General features: G+C 62.8%; 18 protein-coding genes, 1 tRNA gene and 1 riboswitch. Of the genes, 13 read left to right on the top strand and 6 right to left on the bottom strand.

The window, feature by feature from the left end; translation table 11 throughout:
- Positions 1-49 precede the first annotated feature (49 nt).
- From mce to NKJ40_RS16115, 5 genes are all read left to right on the top strand, one after another.
- Positions 50-454 carry a methylmalonyl-CoA epimerase gene (gene mce, locus NKJ40_RS16135; protein WP_352466858.1) on the top strand — a complete coding sequence of 135 codons (405 nt, stop codon included), beginning with the start codon at positions 50-52 and terminating at the stop codon, positions 452-454.
- On the top strand, positions 451-735 hold the full coding sequence (locus NKJ40_RS16130) for a DUF1467 family protein (protein ID WP_292663027.1): 285 nt from the start codon (positions 451-453) through the stop codon (positions 733-735). Before mce ends, NKJ40_RS16130 begins: the two co-directional genes overlap by 4 nt.
- A 559-nt stretch (positions 736-1,294) precedes the next feature.
- Complete coding sequence (gene proS / locus NKJ40_RS16125; protein WP_352466856.1) at positions 1,295-2,623, top strand: proline--tRNA ligase; 1,329 nt, start codon at positions 1,295-1,297, stop codon at positions 2,621-2,623.
- Positions 2,620-3,906 (top strand): lipoprotein-releasing ABC transporter permease subunit, encoded by a 1,287-nt coding sequence (locus NKJ40_RS16120; protein ID WP_352466855.1) that lies wholly within the window; start codon positions 2,620-2,622, stop codon positions 3,904-3,906. Before proS ends, NKJ40_RS16120 begins: the two co-directional genes overlap by 4 nt.
- Positions 3,903-4,586: an ABC transporter ATP-binding protein gene (locus NKJ40_RS16115; protein WP_254818120.1), complete on the top strand. Its 684-nt coding sequence runs from the start codon at positions 3,903-3,905 to the stop codon at positions 4,584-4,586. Before NKJ40_RS16120 ends, NKJ40_RS16115 begins: the two co-directional genes overlap by 4 nt.
- Positions 4,587-4,976: 390 nt before the next feature.
- On the opposite strand, the gene lipB is transcribed toward NKJ40_RS16115, so the two are convergent.
- Positions 4,977-5,720, bottom strand: a complete 744-nt coding sequence (lipB, locus tag NKJ40_RS16110; RefSeq protein WP_352466854.1) for a lipoyl(octanoyl) transferase LipB — start codon at positions 5,718-5,720, stop codon at positions 4,977-4,979.
- A gap of 177 nt (positions 5,721-5,897) precedes the next feature.
- On the opposite strand from lipB, the gene NKJ40_RS16105 reads away from it, so the two are divergent.
- Positions 5,898-5,982, top strand: a tRNA-Leu gene (locus NKJ40_RS16105).
- 157 nt (positions 5,983-6,139) lie between these two features.
- Here NKJ40_RS16105 and NKJ40_RS16100 read toward each other — a convergent pair.
- Positions 6,140-7,051 (bottom strand): phosphatase PAP2 family protein, encoded by a 912-nt coding sequence (locus tag NKJ40_RS16100; RefSeq protein ID WP_352466853.1) that lies wholly within the window; start codon positions 7,049-7,051, stop codon positions 6,140-6,142.
- A gap of 345 nt (positions 7,052-7,396) precedes the next feature.
- Between NKJ40_RS16100 and NKJ40_RS16095 the strand changes: the two genes are divergently transcribed.
- Both NKJ40_RS16095 and NKJ40_RS16090 read left to right on the top strand, forming a co-directional pair.
- Positions 7,397-7,714 carry an ArsR/SmtB family transcription factor gene (locus NKJ40_RS16095; RefSeq protein ID WP_352466852.1) on the top strand — a complete coding sequence of 106 codons (318 nt, stop codon included), beginning with the start codon at positions 7,397-7,399 and terminating at the stop codon, positions 7,712-7,714.
- Positions 7,711-8,193, top strand: coding sequence for an SRPBCC family protein (locus tag NKJ40_RS16090; RefSeq protein WP_352466851.1), 483 nt, complete (start codon positions 7,711-7,713; stop codon positions 8,191-8,193). Before NKJ40_RS16095 ends, NKJ40_RS16090 begins: the two co-directional genes overlap by 4 nt.
- Positions 8,194-8,389: 196 nt before the next feature.
- Here NKJ40_RS16090 and NKJ40_RS16085 read toward each other — a convergent pair whose 3' ends face one another.
- A complete protein-coding gene (locus NKJ40_RS16085) occupies positions 8,390-8,611 on the bottom strand; it encodes a hypothetical protein (RefSeq protein WP_352466850.1) in 222 nt (73 codons plus the stop codon).
- A gap of 295 nt (positions 8,612-8,906) precedes the next feature.
- Between NKJ40_RS16085 and mgtE the strand changes: the two genes are divergently transcribed.
- Entirely contained in the window at positions 8,907-10,304 is a 1,398-nt protein-coding gene (mgtE, locus tag NKJ40_RS16080) for a magnesium transporter (protein WP_502903722.1), read from the top strand.
- A 138-nt stretch (positions 10,305-10,442) separates the two neighbouring features.
- On the top strand, positions 10,443-10,829 hold the full coding sequence (locus NKJ40_RS16075; protein ID WP_023676566.1) for a MerR family transcriptional regulator: 387 nt from the start codon (positions 10,443-10,445) through the stop codon (positions 10,827-10,829).
- Positions 10,830-10,848: 19 nt separating this feature from the next.
- On the opposite strand, the gene NKJ40_RS16070 is transcribed toward NKJ40_RS16075, so the two are convergent.
- Together NKJ40_RS16070 and NKJ40_RS16065 are read right to left on the bottom strand one after the other, a co-directional pair.
- Positions 10,849-11,355, bottom strand: coding sequence for a methyltransferase family protein (locus tag NKJ40_RS16070; protein WP_352466848.1), 507 nt, complete (start codon positions 11,353-11,355; stop codon positions 10,849-10,851).
- Positions 11,356-11,371: 16 nt separating this feature from the next.
- The gene (locus NKJ40_RS16065; RefSeq protein WP_352466847.1) at positions 11,372-12,370 is read right to left on the bottom strand and encodes a heparan-alpha-glucosaminide N-acetyltransferase; all 999 of its coding nucleotides are present in this window, start codon (positions 12,368-12,370) and stop codon (positions 11,372-11,374) included.
- A gap of 246 nt (positions 12,371-12,616) precedes the next feature.
- Here NKJ40_RS16065 and NKJ40_RS16060 point away from each other — a divergent pair, with 246 nt between their 5' ends.
- On the top strand, positions 12,617-13,816 hold the full coding sequence (locus tag NKJ40_RS16060) for an MFS transporter (RefSeq protein WP_352466846.1): 1,200 nt from the start codon (positions 12,617-12,619) through the stop codon (positions 13,814-13,816).
- Here NKJ40_RS16060 and NKJ40_RS16055 read toward each other — a convergent pair.
- On the bottom strand, positions 13,795-14,982 hold the full coding sequence (locus tag NKJ40_RS16055; protein WP_352466845.1) for an aromatic ring-hydroxylating oxygenase subunit alpha: 1,188 nt from the start codon (positions 14,980-14,982) through the stop codon (positions 13,795-13,797). The genes NKJ40_RS16060 and NKJ40_RS16055 overlap by 22 nt on opposite strands.
- Before the next feature lie 140 nt (positions 14,983-15,122).
- Positions 15,123-15,320, top strand: a riboswitch (cobalamin riboswitch).
- A 36-nt stretch (positions 15,321-15,356) separates the two neighbouring features.
- On the opposite strand from NKJ40_RS16055, the gene NKJ40_RS16050 reads away from it, so the two are divergent.
- The gene (locus NKJ40_RS16050; RefSeq protein ID WP_023720718.1) at positions 15,357-15,536 is read left to right on the top strand and encodes a CbtB domain-containing protein; all 180 of its coding nucleotides are present in this window, start codon (positions 15,357-15,359) and stop codon (positions 15,534-15,536) included.
- 15 nt (positions 15,537-15,551) lie between these two features.
- Positions 15,552-16,334, top strand: coding sequence for a CbtA family protein (locus tag NKJ40_RS16045; protein ID WP_352466844.1), 783 nt, complete (start codon positions 15,552-15,554; stop codon positions 16,332-16,334).
- Positions 16,335-16,449 lie beyond the last annotated feature (115 nt).

The raw sequence follows: 16,449 nt of genomic DNA, 5'->3' as shown, positions 1-16,449 counted from the left end.
CCCTACTCCCATACTGCCCTATTGCCTTACTGCCCTAAGGACGCAGTCAATGCTCGGACGCCTGAACCATGTCGCGCTTGCCGTGCCGGATCTGGCTGCGGCTGCGGCGGTCTATCGCGATACGCTTGGCGCCCGCGTGACCGCGCCGCAAGCGCTGCCGGAGCATGGCGTTACGGTGGTGTTCGTCGATGTCGGCAACACCAGGATAGAGTTGCTGGAGCCGCTCGGCGAAGGCTCGCCGATCGCGGGATTCCTCGAGAAGAATCCGTCCGGCGGCATGCACCATGTCTGCTATGAGGTGGACGACATTGTTGCGGCGCGCGACCGTCTCAAGGCCAGCGGCGCGCGTTTGCTGGGCGACGGCAATCCGAAGACCGGCGCACATGGCAAGCCGGTATTGTTTCTGCACCCCAAGGATTTCTTCGGCACGCTGGTCGAACTGGAGCAAGCATGAGCTGGGTTTCGTTTGTCGCCCTGTTCTTCGCTACATGGTGGGTGGTGTTGTTCGCCGTCCTGCCGTTCAGCATGCGGACGCAGGACGAGGACCAGGACGTGACGCTTGGCACGGTTCCGAGCGCACCGCGCGGGCCGCATATGCTGCGCGCGGCGCTGCGCACGACAATCGCCACGCTGGTGCTCATGGGTATCTTCTATGGCATCACGAGAGGGCTTGGCCTCGGTATCGACGACATCCCGCACATCGTGCCGGATTTCAACCAGAGCCCAGCGCATTAGCCGGCTACCTACCGTGTCCGGCTATCCCAGCCTAGCCGACGCGCTGAAATCAAGCTGAGCCAGCAAGGTCAACCCAAAGTAAAGGTCGGGGCGGTTTGGGCTGACGCAACGTCATGTAGTTTGGTAATCTGTCGTGCTAACCAAGTGATTGCACAAAAAAAATGCAAGGCGCGAGGCCTTGCAATTTAAACGCGTCCGATCTGTTTCCGGTGTCCGGCGGCAGCGAGTTACCGCGCCTAGATCGCATCCTCCCAAGACTTTGACCGCGTAGGAGAGCAGATTTTTCTCTACCCTCTCGGTTATGGGGGCACACTAGCCTAAGCCAGGTGAAAATGTCACGAAGAATTTTGCCCGGAAACAGGCAATCTCGTGCTGCAGTGCACAATAGTACGGCAGGCGTTGCTTGCGAAACGCCCAGCAAGCCGTGTGCGGCAATTGCGGCGCCTGTGCAGCGCCTGGGCCGGGTTTCCATTCCGCCATGAAATGGCTATGAAGCCGAGGCAAGCAAGCCTGCGCTGCGCCGATTCCGGCGCCGCCATCCTCTCTCACGGACCAGTTCATGCGTTTGTCGCGCTATTTCCTGCCCATCCTCAAAGAAAATCCGCGCGAGGCCGAGATCGTCTCGCATCGGCTGATGTTGCGCGCCGGCATGATCCGCCAGCAGGGGCAAGGCAGCTTCTCCTGGCTGCCGCTCGGCAAGCGGGTACTGGACAAGGTCTGCCGGATCATTCGCGAGGAGCAGAATCGCGCCGGCGCGCTCGAAATCCTGATGCCGACCATCCAATCGGCCGAGCTCTGGCGCGAAAGCGGCCGCTACGAAGACTACGGCAAGGAGATGCTGCGCATCAAGGACCGGCAAGATCGCGACATGCTCTACGGCCCGACCAACGAGGAGATGGTCACCGAGATCTTCCGCTCCTACGTCAAGTCCTACAAGGACCTGCCGCTCAACCTCTACCATATCCAGTGGAAGTTTCGCGACGAGGTGCGCCCGCGCTTCGGCGTCATGCGTTCGCGCGAATTCCTGATGAAGGACGCCTATTCCTTCGACCTCGATTATGAAGGCGCCAAGGCCGCTTATAACCGCATGTTCGTGTCCTATCTCAGGACGTTTACGCGCATGGGGCTGCAGGCGATCCCGATGCGCGCCGACACCGGGCCGATCGGCGGCGACCTCAGCCATGAGTTCATCATCCTGGCCGACACCGGCGAGAGCCAGGTGTTTTGCCATCGCGACTATCTCTCGCTTGATGTACCGGGGGCGAATACCGACTTTTCGAATGACGCCGAGATCGCCGAGATCGTCAAGACATGGACGACGCCCTATGCCGCCACCGACGAAATGCATGACGAAGAGGCATGGGAAAAGCTCTCCGAAGGCGACAAGGTCTCGGCGCGTGGCATCGAGGTCGGCCATATCTTCCATTTCGGCGACAAATATTCCAAGCCGATGGGCGCCAAGGTGACCGGGCCGGACGGCAAGGATCATTTCGTCTCTGGCGGTTCCTACGGCATCGGCCCGTCGCGGCTGGTCGCGGCGATCATCGAGGCCAGCCATGACGATAACGGCATCATCTGGCCGGAAGCGGTGGCGCCGTTCGACATCGGCCTGATCAACATGAAGGCTGGCGATGCCGAATGCGACCGCGTCTGCGGCGAGCTGCATGCCGCCTTTGCCGCCGCCGGCAAGGAGGTGCTCTACGATGACACCGACCAGCGGCCGGGGGGCAAGTTCGCTACCGCCGACCTGATCGGGCTCCCGTGGCAGGTAATCGTCGGGCCGCGCGGCGTCGCCGCCGGTGAGGTCGAGATCAAGAACCGCAGGACCGGCGAGCGCGAGACGCTGCCGATCGGCGACGTGAAAAAGCGTTTCGGTGCCGCCGCATGAACGAAGCGGCAGCAGCCAAACCTTCGGGGGCAGGACCCTTTTCCAGCTTCGAGCGCATGGTGGCGTGGCGCTATCTCCGCTCGCGCCGCAAGGAGACGGTAATCTCGGTAATCGCCTCGATCTCCTTCCTCGGCATCATGCTGGGCGTCGCCACGCTGATCGTCGTGATGGCCGTCATGAACGGCTTTCGCGCCGAACTGCTGACGCGCATCCTCGGCGTCAACGGGCACCTGATCGTGCAGCCGCTCGACATGCCGCTGGAGGACTATGCTCAGCTCGCCGGCCGCATCAACGGCGTGCCCGGCGTCAAATACGCCATTCCGCTGATCGACGGACAGGTGCTGGCGCAAGGCAATGTCGGCGGCGGCACCGGCGCGCTGGTGCGCGGCATACGTGGCGAGGATCTCGGCAAGATCACAATCGTCGCCAACAACATCAAGGAGGGCTCGATCGTCGGCTTCGACACCGGCGAGGGCGTCGCCATCGGCAGTCGCATGGCCGAGAATCTCGGCCTTGTGCTCGGCGATACCATCACGCTGATCTCGCCCGAGGGCGACGTCACGCCGCTCGGCACGACGCCGCGCATGAAAGGCTATCCGGTCACCGCGATCTTCGAAGTCGGCATGTCGGAATATGACAGCTCCATCGTCTACATGCCGTTTTCGGAAGCGCAGCTTTATTTCAACATGGACGGCAGGGCGCAGACGATCGAGATCTACGCCGACAATCCCGACAATATCGACGCGCTGAAGCCGAAGGTCGAAGAGGCGGCGCAGCGGCCGATAAGCCTTGTCGATTGGCGGCAACGCAACAAGACGTTCTTCGACGCGCTGCAGGTCGAGCGCAACGTCATGTTCATGATCCTGACGCTGATCGTGCTGGTGGCGGCCCTCAACATCATTTCGGGGCTGATCATGCTGGTCAAGGACAAGGGCCACGACATCGCCATCCTGCGCACCATGGGAGCGACGCGCAGCGCGATCCTGCGCATCTTCCTGATGACGGGGGCTGCGATCGGCGTTGTCGGCACCATCGCCGGCGTGCTGCTCGGCGTCGTGATCTGCCTCAACGTCGAGCGCATCCGCCAGTTCTTCTCCTGGCTGGCCGACGAGCGGCTGTTCAATCCCGAGCTTTATTTCCTCAGCCAGCTGCCGGCCCGGATGGATGTCAGCGAGACGATCTCGGTCGTTCTCATGGCGCTGGCGCTATCGTTCCTGGCGACCCTGTTTCCGGCGTGGCGCGCGGCCAGGCTCGATCCGGTCGAAGCGCTGAGGTACGAATGATGGCCGAGGCCATTATCGAGCTGAAGAGCGTCGAGCGGCACTATGTGCAGGGGCCGCGCAAGCTGACCATCCTGAACGGCGCCGATTTTTCGCTGAAGCGTGGTGAGATGGTGGCGTTGGTGGCGCCGTCGGGCACCGGCAAGTCGACGCTGCTCCATACGGCCGGGCTGCTGGAGCGGCCGGACGCCGGCGACGTGATCCTGGCGGGGCGCGCCTGCGGCCGGCTTTCCGACGACGAGCGCACGGCGATCCGCCGCAACGACGTCGGCTTCGTCTATCAGTTCCATCATTTGCTGCCGGAATTCTCGGCGTTGGAAAACATCATGATGCCGCAGCTGATAAAAGGGCTGCCGCGCAAGGAGGCGGCCGAGCGGGCGGCGCAATTGCTCGACTATATGCAGATCGGCAAGCGGGCGCAGCATCGCCCTTCCGAGCTCTCCGGCGGCGAGCAGCAGCGCGTCGCCATTGCGCGTGCCGTCGCCAATGCGCCGCTGGTGCTTTTGGCCGACGAGCCGACCGGCAATCTCGACCCGGTGACCGCTTCCTATGTGTTCGAGGCGCTGGCAGCGCTGGTCCGGCAATCGGGCCTGGCGGCGCTGATCGCCACCCACAATCATGAGCTCGCCTCGCGCATGGACCGCCGCGTGACGCTGGCCGACGGCAAGGTCGTGCCGCTTTAGGTGCGTCGGTAGTCAGGTAGTGACGGCCCGCGAACTGGCAGAAGCCGTTCCGCTATTTTTCGTGCGCGCTCTCGGCCCGAACGGATCGGCAATCTCCCTCTCAACCCTTTCTTAACCCTGCCGAAAATGACCGCGGGCGATTTCGGTGATGCCCGGACCGCGGTCGTTGACATTCGAACAAAATTAGAACAAAATACGAACATACTAACAACAGGAGAGAGTTATGACCGATCTTGTTCAGGATGTCGTCTCGCTGGTGTGCATGAGCACGTTCCTCATTTCCATGGCGATCTGGATCGGCGCGATGTGAGGATTGGGCTCAAGGATGGGCTCGATGCTGATGAGCGAGGGCCGCCTTCGCATATTGCTGCAGGCATTGGGCTGGTAGTTTCAGCCGGCCCTGCGGGCGGCTTCGACGGGCGACACCGCGGCGGGCCCGAACACGTCCTCGAAAGCGGATTTCAGCGCCAGGTCGAGGTCGGCCATGGTCACGGGAAGGCCGAGGTCGACAAGGCTGGTGACGCCGTGATCCTGGACGCCGCACGGCACGATGCCGCTGAAATGGCTGAGGTCCGGCTCGACATTGATGGCGATGCCGTGAAAGCTCACCCAGCGCCTCAGCCTGATACCGATGGCGGCGATCTTGTCCTCGGCCGCCGAGCCGTCGGGCAAAGTGGGGCGATCCGGCCGCACCACCCACACGCCGACGCGGTCCTCGCGGCGTTCGCCGCGTACGTTGAAGGCGGCCAGCGTGACGATGATCCATTGTTCGAGTGCCGCGACGAAGGCGCGGACATCCTCGCGCCGCCGCTTCAGGTCGAGCATCACATAGGCGACGCGCTGGCCCGGCCCATGATAGGTGTATTCGCCGCCGCGCCCGGCGGCAAAGACCGGGAAACGGTCCGGCTCGATCAGGTCCTCGATGCGGGCGCTGGTGCCGGCGGTGTAGAGCGGCGGGTGCTCGACCAGCCAGACCATCTCGCCGGCAGCACCACTGCGGATTGCCTCGGCGCGCGCCTCCATCACGGCGAGCGCATCGGGATAGCCGGTGAGCCCGGGCTCGATGCGCCATTCGACCGGCGCCGAGCCGGGCAAGGGCAGGAACGACGTGGCGATCTGGCTGCGTTCTGTCATGATATCTCGTCTCGCCACCCATATGGCGGCAATTGGTACAAACGTCCAGTTCCGGGCACGCTCGGCCCCTTGACGAGTTATGCCGATGTCCGGCCGATTATTGCTGGCCGCGCACTTGTTTCACCGGAAACGATTTGCTACACGCCGCGGGCCGGTTGGTTCCGGCTCCTACCACGTGCGGTCGTGGCGGAATTGGTAGACGCGCAGCGTTGAGGTCGCTGTGGGGCAACCCGTGGAAGTTCGAGTCTTCTCGACCGCACCAATCAAATTCGAAAGCGGAACCTCCAACCCATTGAGTTCGAGCACGGCAGGGAGCGTCCTTGTCAGGGCACGAGGCTTTTGCCTGATTGCGGTCGCGAGTTTGGCCGATGCGAAGAGGCCATCGGCGGGCATGGCCATCTACCGACAAGCGCACATAATTATTCGCGCACCAGGCGTCCGGTCGCCCACCAGATCACAGATACAACGACGATCGATGCGTAGCCGTCCACCGCATAGTGCCAGCCAGTGTACACCGATCCGTACAGGATCAGGGCTGCGAACGTCCAACCCAGAACGCCAAGCCAGAGATTGATTGAGGAAAGCAAATAGGCGTTCAATGCGGCAAAGGCGACATGCATGCTTGGCATGGCCGAGATGCCGCCCCCAAGACTTGGCCGGCCGCTCTGGTAAGCCATCAGGAGATATGCCGCGGGTTCCCGCACCATGTAACTATGGTCCAGTCTGTCCAAGGCCGCATTCAATCCGTGGAAGCGATCCACGCCAATAAAGTGGTGGTAGTAAACCGGCCCGACCGATGCCAACGCCAGGGCCAAGACCGTTCCGAGGACGCACAACGTCAGCGCTGCTGCACAGAGATAGCGGATGCGGGCAATCTCGTCCGACCAGAGCGACACGAAAAGGATGGTGCCGAACCACTGGTAAAACCAAATGACTTCATAGCTGTTGAAGACGACGAGCGACCAACTGTTGCTGTCGAGCTTATGGACGATCGCCCATGGCGGCATCCCGTGCAGCCATTCATCAGCGTCGGCCAACCAGTTGTCGGCATAGTATGGGACGACGGACGGGATGGCGATCTTGTAGGTAGAGAACGCGGTCAAGCTGGCGAAGAAGAACAGCAGCACCAGCAGACAAGCGCGCCAGCGCCCTTGAACCAAATCCAGGGCGTAGCGAACTGGTTGCCGCCGGCCATGGAGTAGCGCGGCACAACAGACACCGCCGATAAACAACACCGGAATGCCAATAAGGAACTTGTGAGAATAGATTAAGGCTGATGTATAGAATAGTTCTGGATATAGTGCAGATGCGCCTAAAACGTATATCGCCATGAACAGGGAGAGGCGCAATTGCCATATGGCGGAGGGCCTGTAGCGAGAGGCTTCCGTGGTTAGGGCCAAACCAATTTACCCGTTCTTAACGTTTCGCCGGAGAGACACATACACCGATAAGGTAAAAACGTTGCCGCCAGGTTTACTTTTTCCCCGGTGATCGACATTTGCCTGCCGGCCCGCACGCGGTGGATTGTTTCCCTGAGCAATCTTGCATCCGCATTGCTGTCCATGCCCGGTGTGAAGGAACGCGCCGGAACCTCGGGGCCGAACCGGCCGGGTGTTTAAACACCGGTCCACCGCTCCCTCAGTTGACATATCATAAGTTGTAACTTATCATAAGTCATGGTTTATGATTATGCAGGAATGGTGGCCTTGGCCGATCCGACGCGCCGCAAGGTGTTCGAGCTCATCGCCGATCGGCCACGCTCGGTCATCGATCTGACGCGAGTGCTTCCGGTCTCGCAGCCGGCCGTATCGCAGCACCTCAAGGTTTTGAAGGAGGCCCGGCTGGTCCGCGCAGAGCCGAAAGGTGCCAGCAACATCTATCATCTCGACCCGCATGGGCTCGGCGAGATGCGCGCCTGGCTCGACCGCATGTGGGGCGATGCGCTCGACGCCTTCAAACGGGAAGTCGACGACAGCAAGGAGAAGAGGAAATGACGACCATGATCAAGCCCGCGCCGGTCAGGAAGTCGGTGACGGTGGAGGTGCCGCTCGACAAGGCATTCGATGTGTTCACGACAGGGTTCGGACGGTGGTGGCCTGCTTCGCACTCGATCGGCAAATCCGCCCTGACGACTGCGGTGATCGAACCCAAAGCCGGCGGCCGCTGGTACGAGATCGGCGAGGACGGGTCACAATGCGATTGGGGCGAGGTTCTCGCCTGGGATCCGCCGTCCAGGCTGACGCTCGCCTGGCGCATTGGAGCCGATTGGCGCTACGATCCGGCATTGCTGACCGAAGTCGAGATCCGCTTTGTCGCACTCGGCGAGAACGCGACGCGTGTGGAACTCGAGCACAGGCTTCTGGAGAACATGGGCAAGACCGCAGAGGCAGCGCGCCAGGCCTTCGAATCCGAGGGTGGCTGGAGCGGGCTCCTGGACCGCTATGCGGCTGAGGCCCAGCGCCACGCCGCCTGATCGGGAAGCCTCCCAGTCCATACCAGCGAGGCCGTCGCACTGTCGGCCTCGCCTCATTCCCGGTGCAGCATGTGCCGCTCTGTCCGGCCACTAATGTTGTTGGGCGAATGATGCCCCAACCGGAACGGCGGGCACACCACACCTAGCGTTGTCGCGGACTACCCGGCGGTTGGTCAGCGGCGGTACCAGAGCTGGATTACCGGTGCTTCTCGACGAAAGCCTTGCAGGCGGGTGACAACTGCTCGATCATGCTCTGAAGGTCGCATTTGCCGATCGGTGTCATTGGGCAAAGCCGTTTGTAGTCAGGCTTGCATTCCTTGCCCTGAAAAGATTTGAAGGCCTTTGCCTCGGCGGTAATCGGGCTCAAAAGTATTCCCGAACAAACCAACGCAAGGCTGGTAAACAGATACTTCGCCATAAACACCCTCCATTTATTAGCGGTAATTATAGAAATACTAAATTAGAATTATCTAATTATCAATCTTGAATTATCAATCTTGGGCAACCGGCAGCTCGCAAGGTCTGATATCCGTCCGTTGCGCACGGAGAGGCCGATTCTCAAGCCAAATCGTGCCGCCGCTCCATCTTTGTGTTCGACCAAGATCTTTTCGGAAAACCGGTTTCCACTTTTCAGGATCATGGTCTAGACCTGACAGGCACCTTATCCGGAAATCCGATGGCGGGAGGCGCTGGTGGAAGGCCAGGACGAATACATGACCGGCGCCAGGGCCGCCGAGGAGCGCCGCGCCGACATCTATGACGAGGACGGCGTCATCCTGTCGTCGTTTCTCGCCCAGATCGGTGCAGCGATCGCCGATCGCGATACGCTGACGCTGAAGCGTGAAGTCGACGATCTGCACCAGTCGGAACTCGGCCACCTGCTCGAGGCCCTGCACCCGGAACAGCGCCGCGCCCTGGTCGAATTGCTGGGCAAGGATTTCGATTTTTCCGCCCTGACCGAGGTCGACGAGGCGATCCGACGCGACATCGTCGACAATCTGCCCAATGCGCAGATCGCCGAGGCGGTGCAGGATCTCGATTCCGACGACGCCGTCTACATTCTCGAGGATCTCGACCAGGAGGACCAGGACGAGATCCTGTCGCAATTGCCGTTCACCGAGCGGATCAGGCTGCGGCGCTCGCTCGATTATCCCGAAGAGACCGCCGGCCGCCGCATGCAGACGGAGTTCGTCGCGGTGCCGCCCTTCTGGACGATCGGCCAAACCATCGACTACATGCGCGAGGACAACAATCTTCCCGACCGCTTCAGCCAGATCTTCGTCATCGATCCGAGCTTCAAGCTGCTCGGCGCCATCGACCTCGACCAGATCCTGCGCACCAAGCGTTCGGTCAAGGTCGAAGAGGTCATGCATGAGACCAGGCATGCCATCCCGGCCACCATGGACCAGGAAGAGGCGGCGCGCGAATTCGAGCAATACGATCTTCTGTCCGCCGCCGTCGTCGACGAGAACGAGCGGCTGGTCGGCGTGCTGACCATCGACGACGTCGTCGACGTCATCCAGCAGGAGGCCGAGGAAGATCTGCTGCGCATGGGCGGCGTCGGCGATGAAGAACTCTCGGACAGCATCTTTTCGACCTCGCGCTCGCGCGTGCCGTGGCTGCTGGTCAACCTGTTGACGGCTTTCCTCGCGGCCTCGGTGATCGGCCTGTTCGACCGCACCATCGAGCATATCGTGGCGCTGGCGGTGCTGATGCCGATCGTCGCCGGCATGGGCGGCAATGCCGGCTCGCAGACCATGACCGTCACGGTGCGGGCGCTGGCGACGAGGGACCTCGACATCTACAATGCCGGCCGCATCATCCGCCGCGAAATCGGGGTGGGCTTCATCAACGGCATCATCTTCGCCGTTCTGATCGGCATCGTCGCGGCTGCCTGGTTCCACGATCGCAATCTCGGCGGCATCATCGCGGCTGCGATGATCATCAACATGTTCGTGGCGGCTCTGGCGGGCATCCTGATCCCACTGCTGCTCGACCGCTTCAAGATCGACCCGGCTGTGGCTTCGGCGGTTTTCGTCACCACGGTCACCGATGTCGTCGGTTTCTTTGCCTTTCTCGGGCTTGCCACATGGTGGTTCGGCGTGCGCTGAATGGCGCCTCAATTGACTTTTACGTAAATGCCGTGCGAGGCTTGGAAGGTGCCTTGTCCGCCGATTCTGGTACGTGCCTGGACGTTAGCGGCGCCGGCCAGTTGGAACTCGCGGCGTGGCCGGGGCATTGGAGTGACGATGCGGGAATATTATTCGATCACGGAGCTGACCCGCGAATTCGACGTGTCGACGCGGACGTTGCGCTTCTACGAGGACGAAGGGCTGGTGCAGCCGGTAAGGCGCGGCCGCACCCGGCTGTTCCGTCCGTCGGACCGGCATCTCATCCGCCAGATCATGCGCGGCAAGAGGCTCGGCTTCTCGATCAATGAGATCCGCGAAATCATCCAGATGTACAGGGAGCCGCCCGGCGAGGTCGGCCAGCTCAAATTGATGATCAAGCGCATCGAGGAAAAGCGCGAGGATTTGCGCCAGAAACGCCGCGACCTCGAAGAGACGCTGGCCGAGCTCGACCAGGCAGAGGAATCCTGCGTCGAGCGGCTGGTGGAACTCGGCGTCACCACATAAGCGCGGTGTCAGCCTCGGCTCAAATCCAGCGCCGCACCCTTTTGGCGTAGTCCCTGTACTTTTTGCCGAATTTGGCCGTCAGCACCTTCTCCTCGCTCTCGATCGTCAGCTTCTGCGTCAGGAACGCCGCGATGACCGCCAGCGGCAGGAACCAGGCGATCCCAGAGACAAAGGCGAGGCTGACCAGCAGCAGCGTGTTAGCGAGGTAGATCGGGTTGCGGCTGACGGCGAAGGGGCCGGTGGTCACCAGATGGTCCGGCACGCCGTTCGGGTTGAGCGTCGTCTTGGTGCGGATCATGGTGCGGATTGCCGTGAACCAGAGCGCGGCGACCGCCACCAACCCCACAAGGCCGGCGGCGAACAGGATGTCGCCGAGAAGATCGCCGATCCACGGCAGCGGATAGAACAGCCCTAGCGCGACGCTGACGATGATGGCGGCGATATAGATCAACGGCGGCCATGGGATGTGTCCAAGCTTCGGCTGCCCAGGATTTTGCTGCACGGGTTTCGGGTGAGTGTCGCTCATTGTTGTCCTCCCTCGATTAGCGCGTTCCCGGTTCCGCCGCCTCGGTTTGGGCGGTGCAGGTGCCGGCGAGCTCGCCAATATGCGCCTTCCACTCCGGGGACTGGTCGTTGCTGTAGAGTCGGTCAAGCGAGGCTTCGCCCTGGAGAGTGTCCAGCATGCAGGCACAATAGCTGGAGCAGAACCCGGTGTCGCGTGCCTGCTCGCAGGATATCTGGCAGGATTTCAGAAAACTCACCTCCCTGGTTTCGGCCTGCGCCGGCATGAATTGCGAAAACAGCCAGACCGAGCCGATCAGCACCGGCTGATGGATCAGATAGAAGGCCAGGCTGTGCCGGCCGATGAAGACCAGCGGATTTGCCCAGCGGCCAGGCGCCAAGGCCGACAGCCGCGTCAGCGCGCCGGAGGTGGAGGCGAGCTTGGTAACCGCGATGCCGGCAAGCACGGCGCCGAACCACGGCAGCAGCGGAACGTAGTCATTGGAGCGCGGATTGGTCGCCGACAGGCCGACCCACCACAAAACCGGCTGATCGAAAGTTTCGGATCGCAGGTAGAAGGGCGCAGCGACAACGAATACGGCGACAAGCAGCGTCAGCAGCGCCGGCAGGCGCAGGAACGCCAGGCCGAGCAGGCTGGCGAGCGCGATCTCGTGCAATATGCCGAAGAAGATGAAGCCGTCGGGCGTGGCGATGCGGGTGACCAGCGATATTGCGAGCGCTGCCCCGGCAACCATGGCGAAGCGCTTCCAGAAGCCGGTCCAGCGGATTTTCTTGCCATGGGCGAGATAGAGGCTGACGCCGACCAGGAACAGGAAGCTCGAGGCGATGCAGCGCGCGTAGATTTTCCACCAGCCGAAAGCGGTGAGGCCGGGATCGGTGTAGCCGAAGAATTCGAGGTCCCAGGTGAAATGATAGCTCGCCATGGCAAGCAAAGCGATGCCGCGTGCGATGTCGATGGCGGCGATGCGCTTCGACTTCGGTTGATCCTGAACGGCGGTGGTCGGCGTGGCGATGCTCATTGGTCTCGCTGTCTTGGTTCAGCCCCGGCAGAACGACTATCACGGTTGCTCCCGACAAAAGAAGCGGGCCTTGCGTCGTGTTGGTGCCGGTTGGCATCAGAGCTGCTTTAGGCCAGAGCCGGAAAGCCTTTGGCCGGCTTCGCTTTTTGCCGTGAAGGCGTCGGTTTCCTGTTACCCGGCCAGGAATCGCCGCGGCAGATTTGTGCTCCAAACCCTGCTTCGGGCGATTCGGCTTCGGGGAAAGCAATGGCTACCCATGTGCGCCATCCGATCTGGCTTGCGGCCTTGCGGCCGGCGGATGCCCGCACTTTCGCCTCGCTTTATGCGGTCGAATCCTTCGCGCGCGCCACCGTGTCCAGCGTCATCCCGATCCAGGCCTACGAGATCCTGCACAACGAGCAGATCGTTTCGATCCTCTACACGATCGTGGCGATGCTCGGCCTGTCGGCGACGCTGTTCATGCCGATGCTGATCGCCCGCTTTGCCCGGCGCTGGGTCTATACCGCCGGCGCCTGCCTGCTGGCCGCCGGTTCGCTGTTCTTCGTCACCCATACGCTGGCCGGCCAAGTGGTCGGCATGCTCTGCCGCGTCGTCGGCGCCGGCGCGCTGGCGATCACGCTTAATCTCTACATCATGGACCATATCCGCAAGACCGATTTCATGCAGGCCGAGTCGCTGCGCATGGCGTGGTCGATGCTTGCCTGGACCGCCGGGCCGACGCTCGGCATTTTCCTCTACACGCGTTTCGGCATCTATGCCGCGCATGGCGCGGTGGCCGTCTTCGCCATGGCCTTGCTGGCGCTGTTCTGGACTTACCGGCTTGGCGACAATCCGTCGATCCGCCCCGGCAAGACGCGGCCGGTCAATCCGCTGGCCAATATCGGCCGCTTCGTCTCGCAGCCAAGGCTGAGGCTCGCCTGGCTGATCGCCTTCGGCCGCTCCTGCTTCTGGACGACGTTCTTCGTCTATGGGCCGTTGTTCATGGTGATCACCGGCGAGGGCAAGCTGGCCGGCGGCCTCTTGGTTTCGGCCGGCAATGCGCTTTTGTTCATGGCCATCTTCTGGGGCAGGGCGGGACGGCGTTTCGGCGGCCGGCGCACCATGACGTTCGCCTATTTCGCCATGTCGGCGACGCTGCTGGCGGCCGGCGCCGTCGGCGAGGCCGCACCGCTCGTCACCGGCGCCTTGTTGCTTTGCGGTGCCTTCTTCACCATCGCGCTCGATGCGCTGGGCTCGACCGCCTTCATGCGCTCGGTGCGCTCGTATGAGCGGGCGCAGATGGCGGCGGTCTACCGCACCTATCTCGACTTTTCCGAGCTGACGCCGCCGCTGGTCTATTCGGTGGTGCTGGCGTTCTTCGGCCTGGGCGCGGTTTTCGCGACACTCGGCCTGCTGGCGGCAGTCTGCGGCTTCGTCACCTGGCGCTATCTGCCCAAATCGCTTTGAAGTGCGGCATGCCGCTCGCGCACCCAGTTGTGGAAGCGGTGCAAGTCATATTCCTCGGGCATCAGCACGCCGGCCTTGTGGCGCATCGAGCGCAGGCCCATCTGGTTGACCTCGCAGATATCAGCATCCTCCTCCAGCACCTGGGTACCGAAGGCGATGATGTTGTCGATATCCGCCGCCGGATCGGCGAGCGCTTCGGGCGAAAAAAGCCATTCGGCGGTGAGTTCGGTCTGCTCCGGCCCAAGTGGTACCAGCCGCACGGTCCTGACATAGTCGACATGGCCGACGACGAACATCGACGGCAGGCTGGTGGCGTAGGTCTGCCCGGCGGTACGTTCGGCCGGCGTCAGGCCGGAAAAGACCGAGCCGTGGACGCGTCCGTCGCGCGACCAGGTTTCGGCCCCGGCACGCAAGCCGCCGGAAAATTCCGGCGCGTCATTGTCGGCGTGGCGCGCCCATTCGGGATCGTCGTGCCGGCCCATCAGGCCGCGGCCATAGATCGGCACCAGCCGCGACAGGTCCTTGTGGACGCCGGGGCAGTGCAGGCACTCGTTGAAGTTTTCCCAAAAGATCTTCCAGTTGCAGTTCATCACCTTGCGCAGCACATGGCCGCTCAGCAGCGTTTCCAGCGGCCAGTTGGCGAGGTCGCCGGATGCCGGATCGAAGGATGTTTCAGCCGAGCCGGTAACATCCTCGGCGAGGTTGACGAAGACGAAACCGCGCCACACCGAGAGCGCGACCCGGTAGAGCGGATGATCGGCCTTGTCGAAACCGTCCGGCAGCGATTTCGACGGCACGCGCACCAGATCGCCGCGCAGCGAATAGGACCAGGCGTGGTAGGGGCAGGTGATGAGCCGCGCCTTCAGTCGTCCTTCGCTCTGCTGGCAAAGCTGCGAGCCACGATGCCGGCAGGTGTTGTGGAAGGCGCGCAATTCGCCGGTCTCGTCGCGCAGCACGACGATCTCCTGCGTGCCTATGCGGAACGTCCTGAAAGCCAGCGGCTGGGCAAGGTCGGCCTCGCGGCAGACCAGCAGCCAGTTGCGATACCAGATGGCCTCGAGATCGCGCTGGTAGGCTGCGATGTCCCAATAGGCTGATGACGGCAGCGTCGGCTCGGCCCGCGTCAGGCCGTTGTAGGGACCGCGCTCATTCGAGCTGGGTTGCATGCCGGCTTCCTCCCCATCCGCCAGCCGACACCCGGCTGCGAAAATTGTCAATCGCGGCGCCGGCCGGGCAGCTTGGCGAGGCGGCGCATTCGCCACACGATCCGGCGGAATTTGGTTTGCCGGGCGCGGCGATTCTGCCTATAGTCGCTGATGTCGTCGGTTCCGTTTGGAACCAAGAGGGAATGCGGTGCGGGCGAAATTGTTTGCCCAATGCCGTGGCTGCCCCCGCAACTGTGTGCGGTAGTCCTCTCCATATGCCACTGAAGGTTCGCCTTCGGGAAGGTGGGGAAGGGCGCTGATCCGCGAGCCAGGAGACCTGCCGGCGACAGGAAACTGACTTCTATGCCCTCGGGTGGAGGGCGAAAGGACAAGACATGAATACCGCTTCCGTCTCGCTCGGCGCTTCCGTCTCCTCGCAGTCGCGTTTCATGCAGCTGGCGCTTGCTGCATTCCTCGGCATTTTCGTCATGGGCTTTGTCGGCTTCTCGCATATCGATGCGGTCCACAATGCCGCGCACGACTATCGCCACTCGATGGGCTTTCCCTGCCACTGACAAGGGGCTGACATCATGACACTGTTTCGCAACGTCGTGTTCATCGCGGCGATCGCAGGGCTTGTGGCCGGCGTCGCTCTCGCCTGCATGCAGGCCTATGCCACGGTGCCGCTCATCCTGAAGGCCGAAGTCTACGAACAGGCCGGCGGCGGCCATGACCATGCCGCGGCACCTGCGGCACCGGCCGAAAATGCCGCAGGCACAACGGCTATGAGCAGCGTCGCGCCGGCACCGGCTGAAGCAATGGCTCCGGCGGAAGAGGAAAGCTGGGCACCGGCCGACGGCTTCGAGCGCTTCGGCTTCAGCGTCGTTGCCAATATCGTCACCGGCATCGGCTTCGCACTGGTCCTGGTTGCGGTTTCGGAGTTCGCCGGCGGCATCGGCAATTGGCGCCAGGGCCTGTTCTGGGGGCTGGCTGGCTTTGCCGCGTTCACGCTGGCGCCGGGCCTCGGCCTGCCGCCGGAACTGCCGGCGATGCCGGCGGCCGACCTTGTCCAACGCCAGATCTGGTGGTGGGCAACGGTGATGGCGACCGCGGCCGGTCTCGGCCTTATCGCCTTCCGCAGATCGCTGCCGCTGGCGGTCCTTGCGGTGGCGTTGATCGTCGCGCCGCATATCGTTGGCGCGCCGCAGCCCGACAGTTTCGAGACGGCGATCCCGGAAGGCCTGCACCACCAGTTCGTGGTGGCGGTGACGCTGACCAATCTGGTGTTCTGGCTGGTGCTCGGCGCGGTCGTCGGCGTGGTGCGCGGCCGCTTCACCGGCACGGCGACCAGCCTGCGCGACAGCTTTGCCTGACCGCGCTGCCGGGGCACTGACCCTGGTCGTCGGCGGTGGGGGGGGGGGGCCGGCGCGGGGCGGCCGGCGGGGGGGGGGGGCGGGGGCGGGGGGGGGGGGGGGGGGGGGGGGGGGG

It is taken from the genome of Mesorhizobium sp. M0119, from assembly GCF_040322615.1.
Taxonomy (GTDB): Bacteria; Pseudomonadota; Alphaproteobacteria; order Rhizobiales; family Rhizobiaceae; genus Mesorhizobium.
The sequence above is the reverse complement of the archived record's forward strand: the minus strand, read 5'-3'. Positions and strand labels throughout refer to the sequence as shown.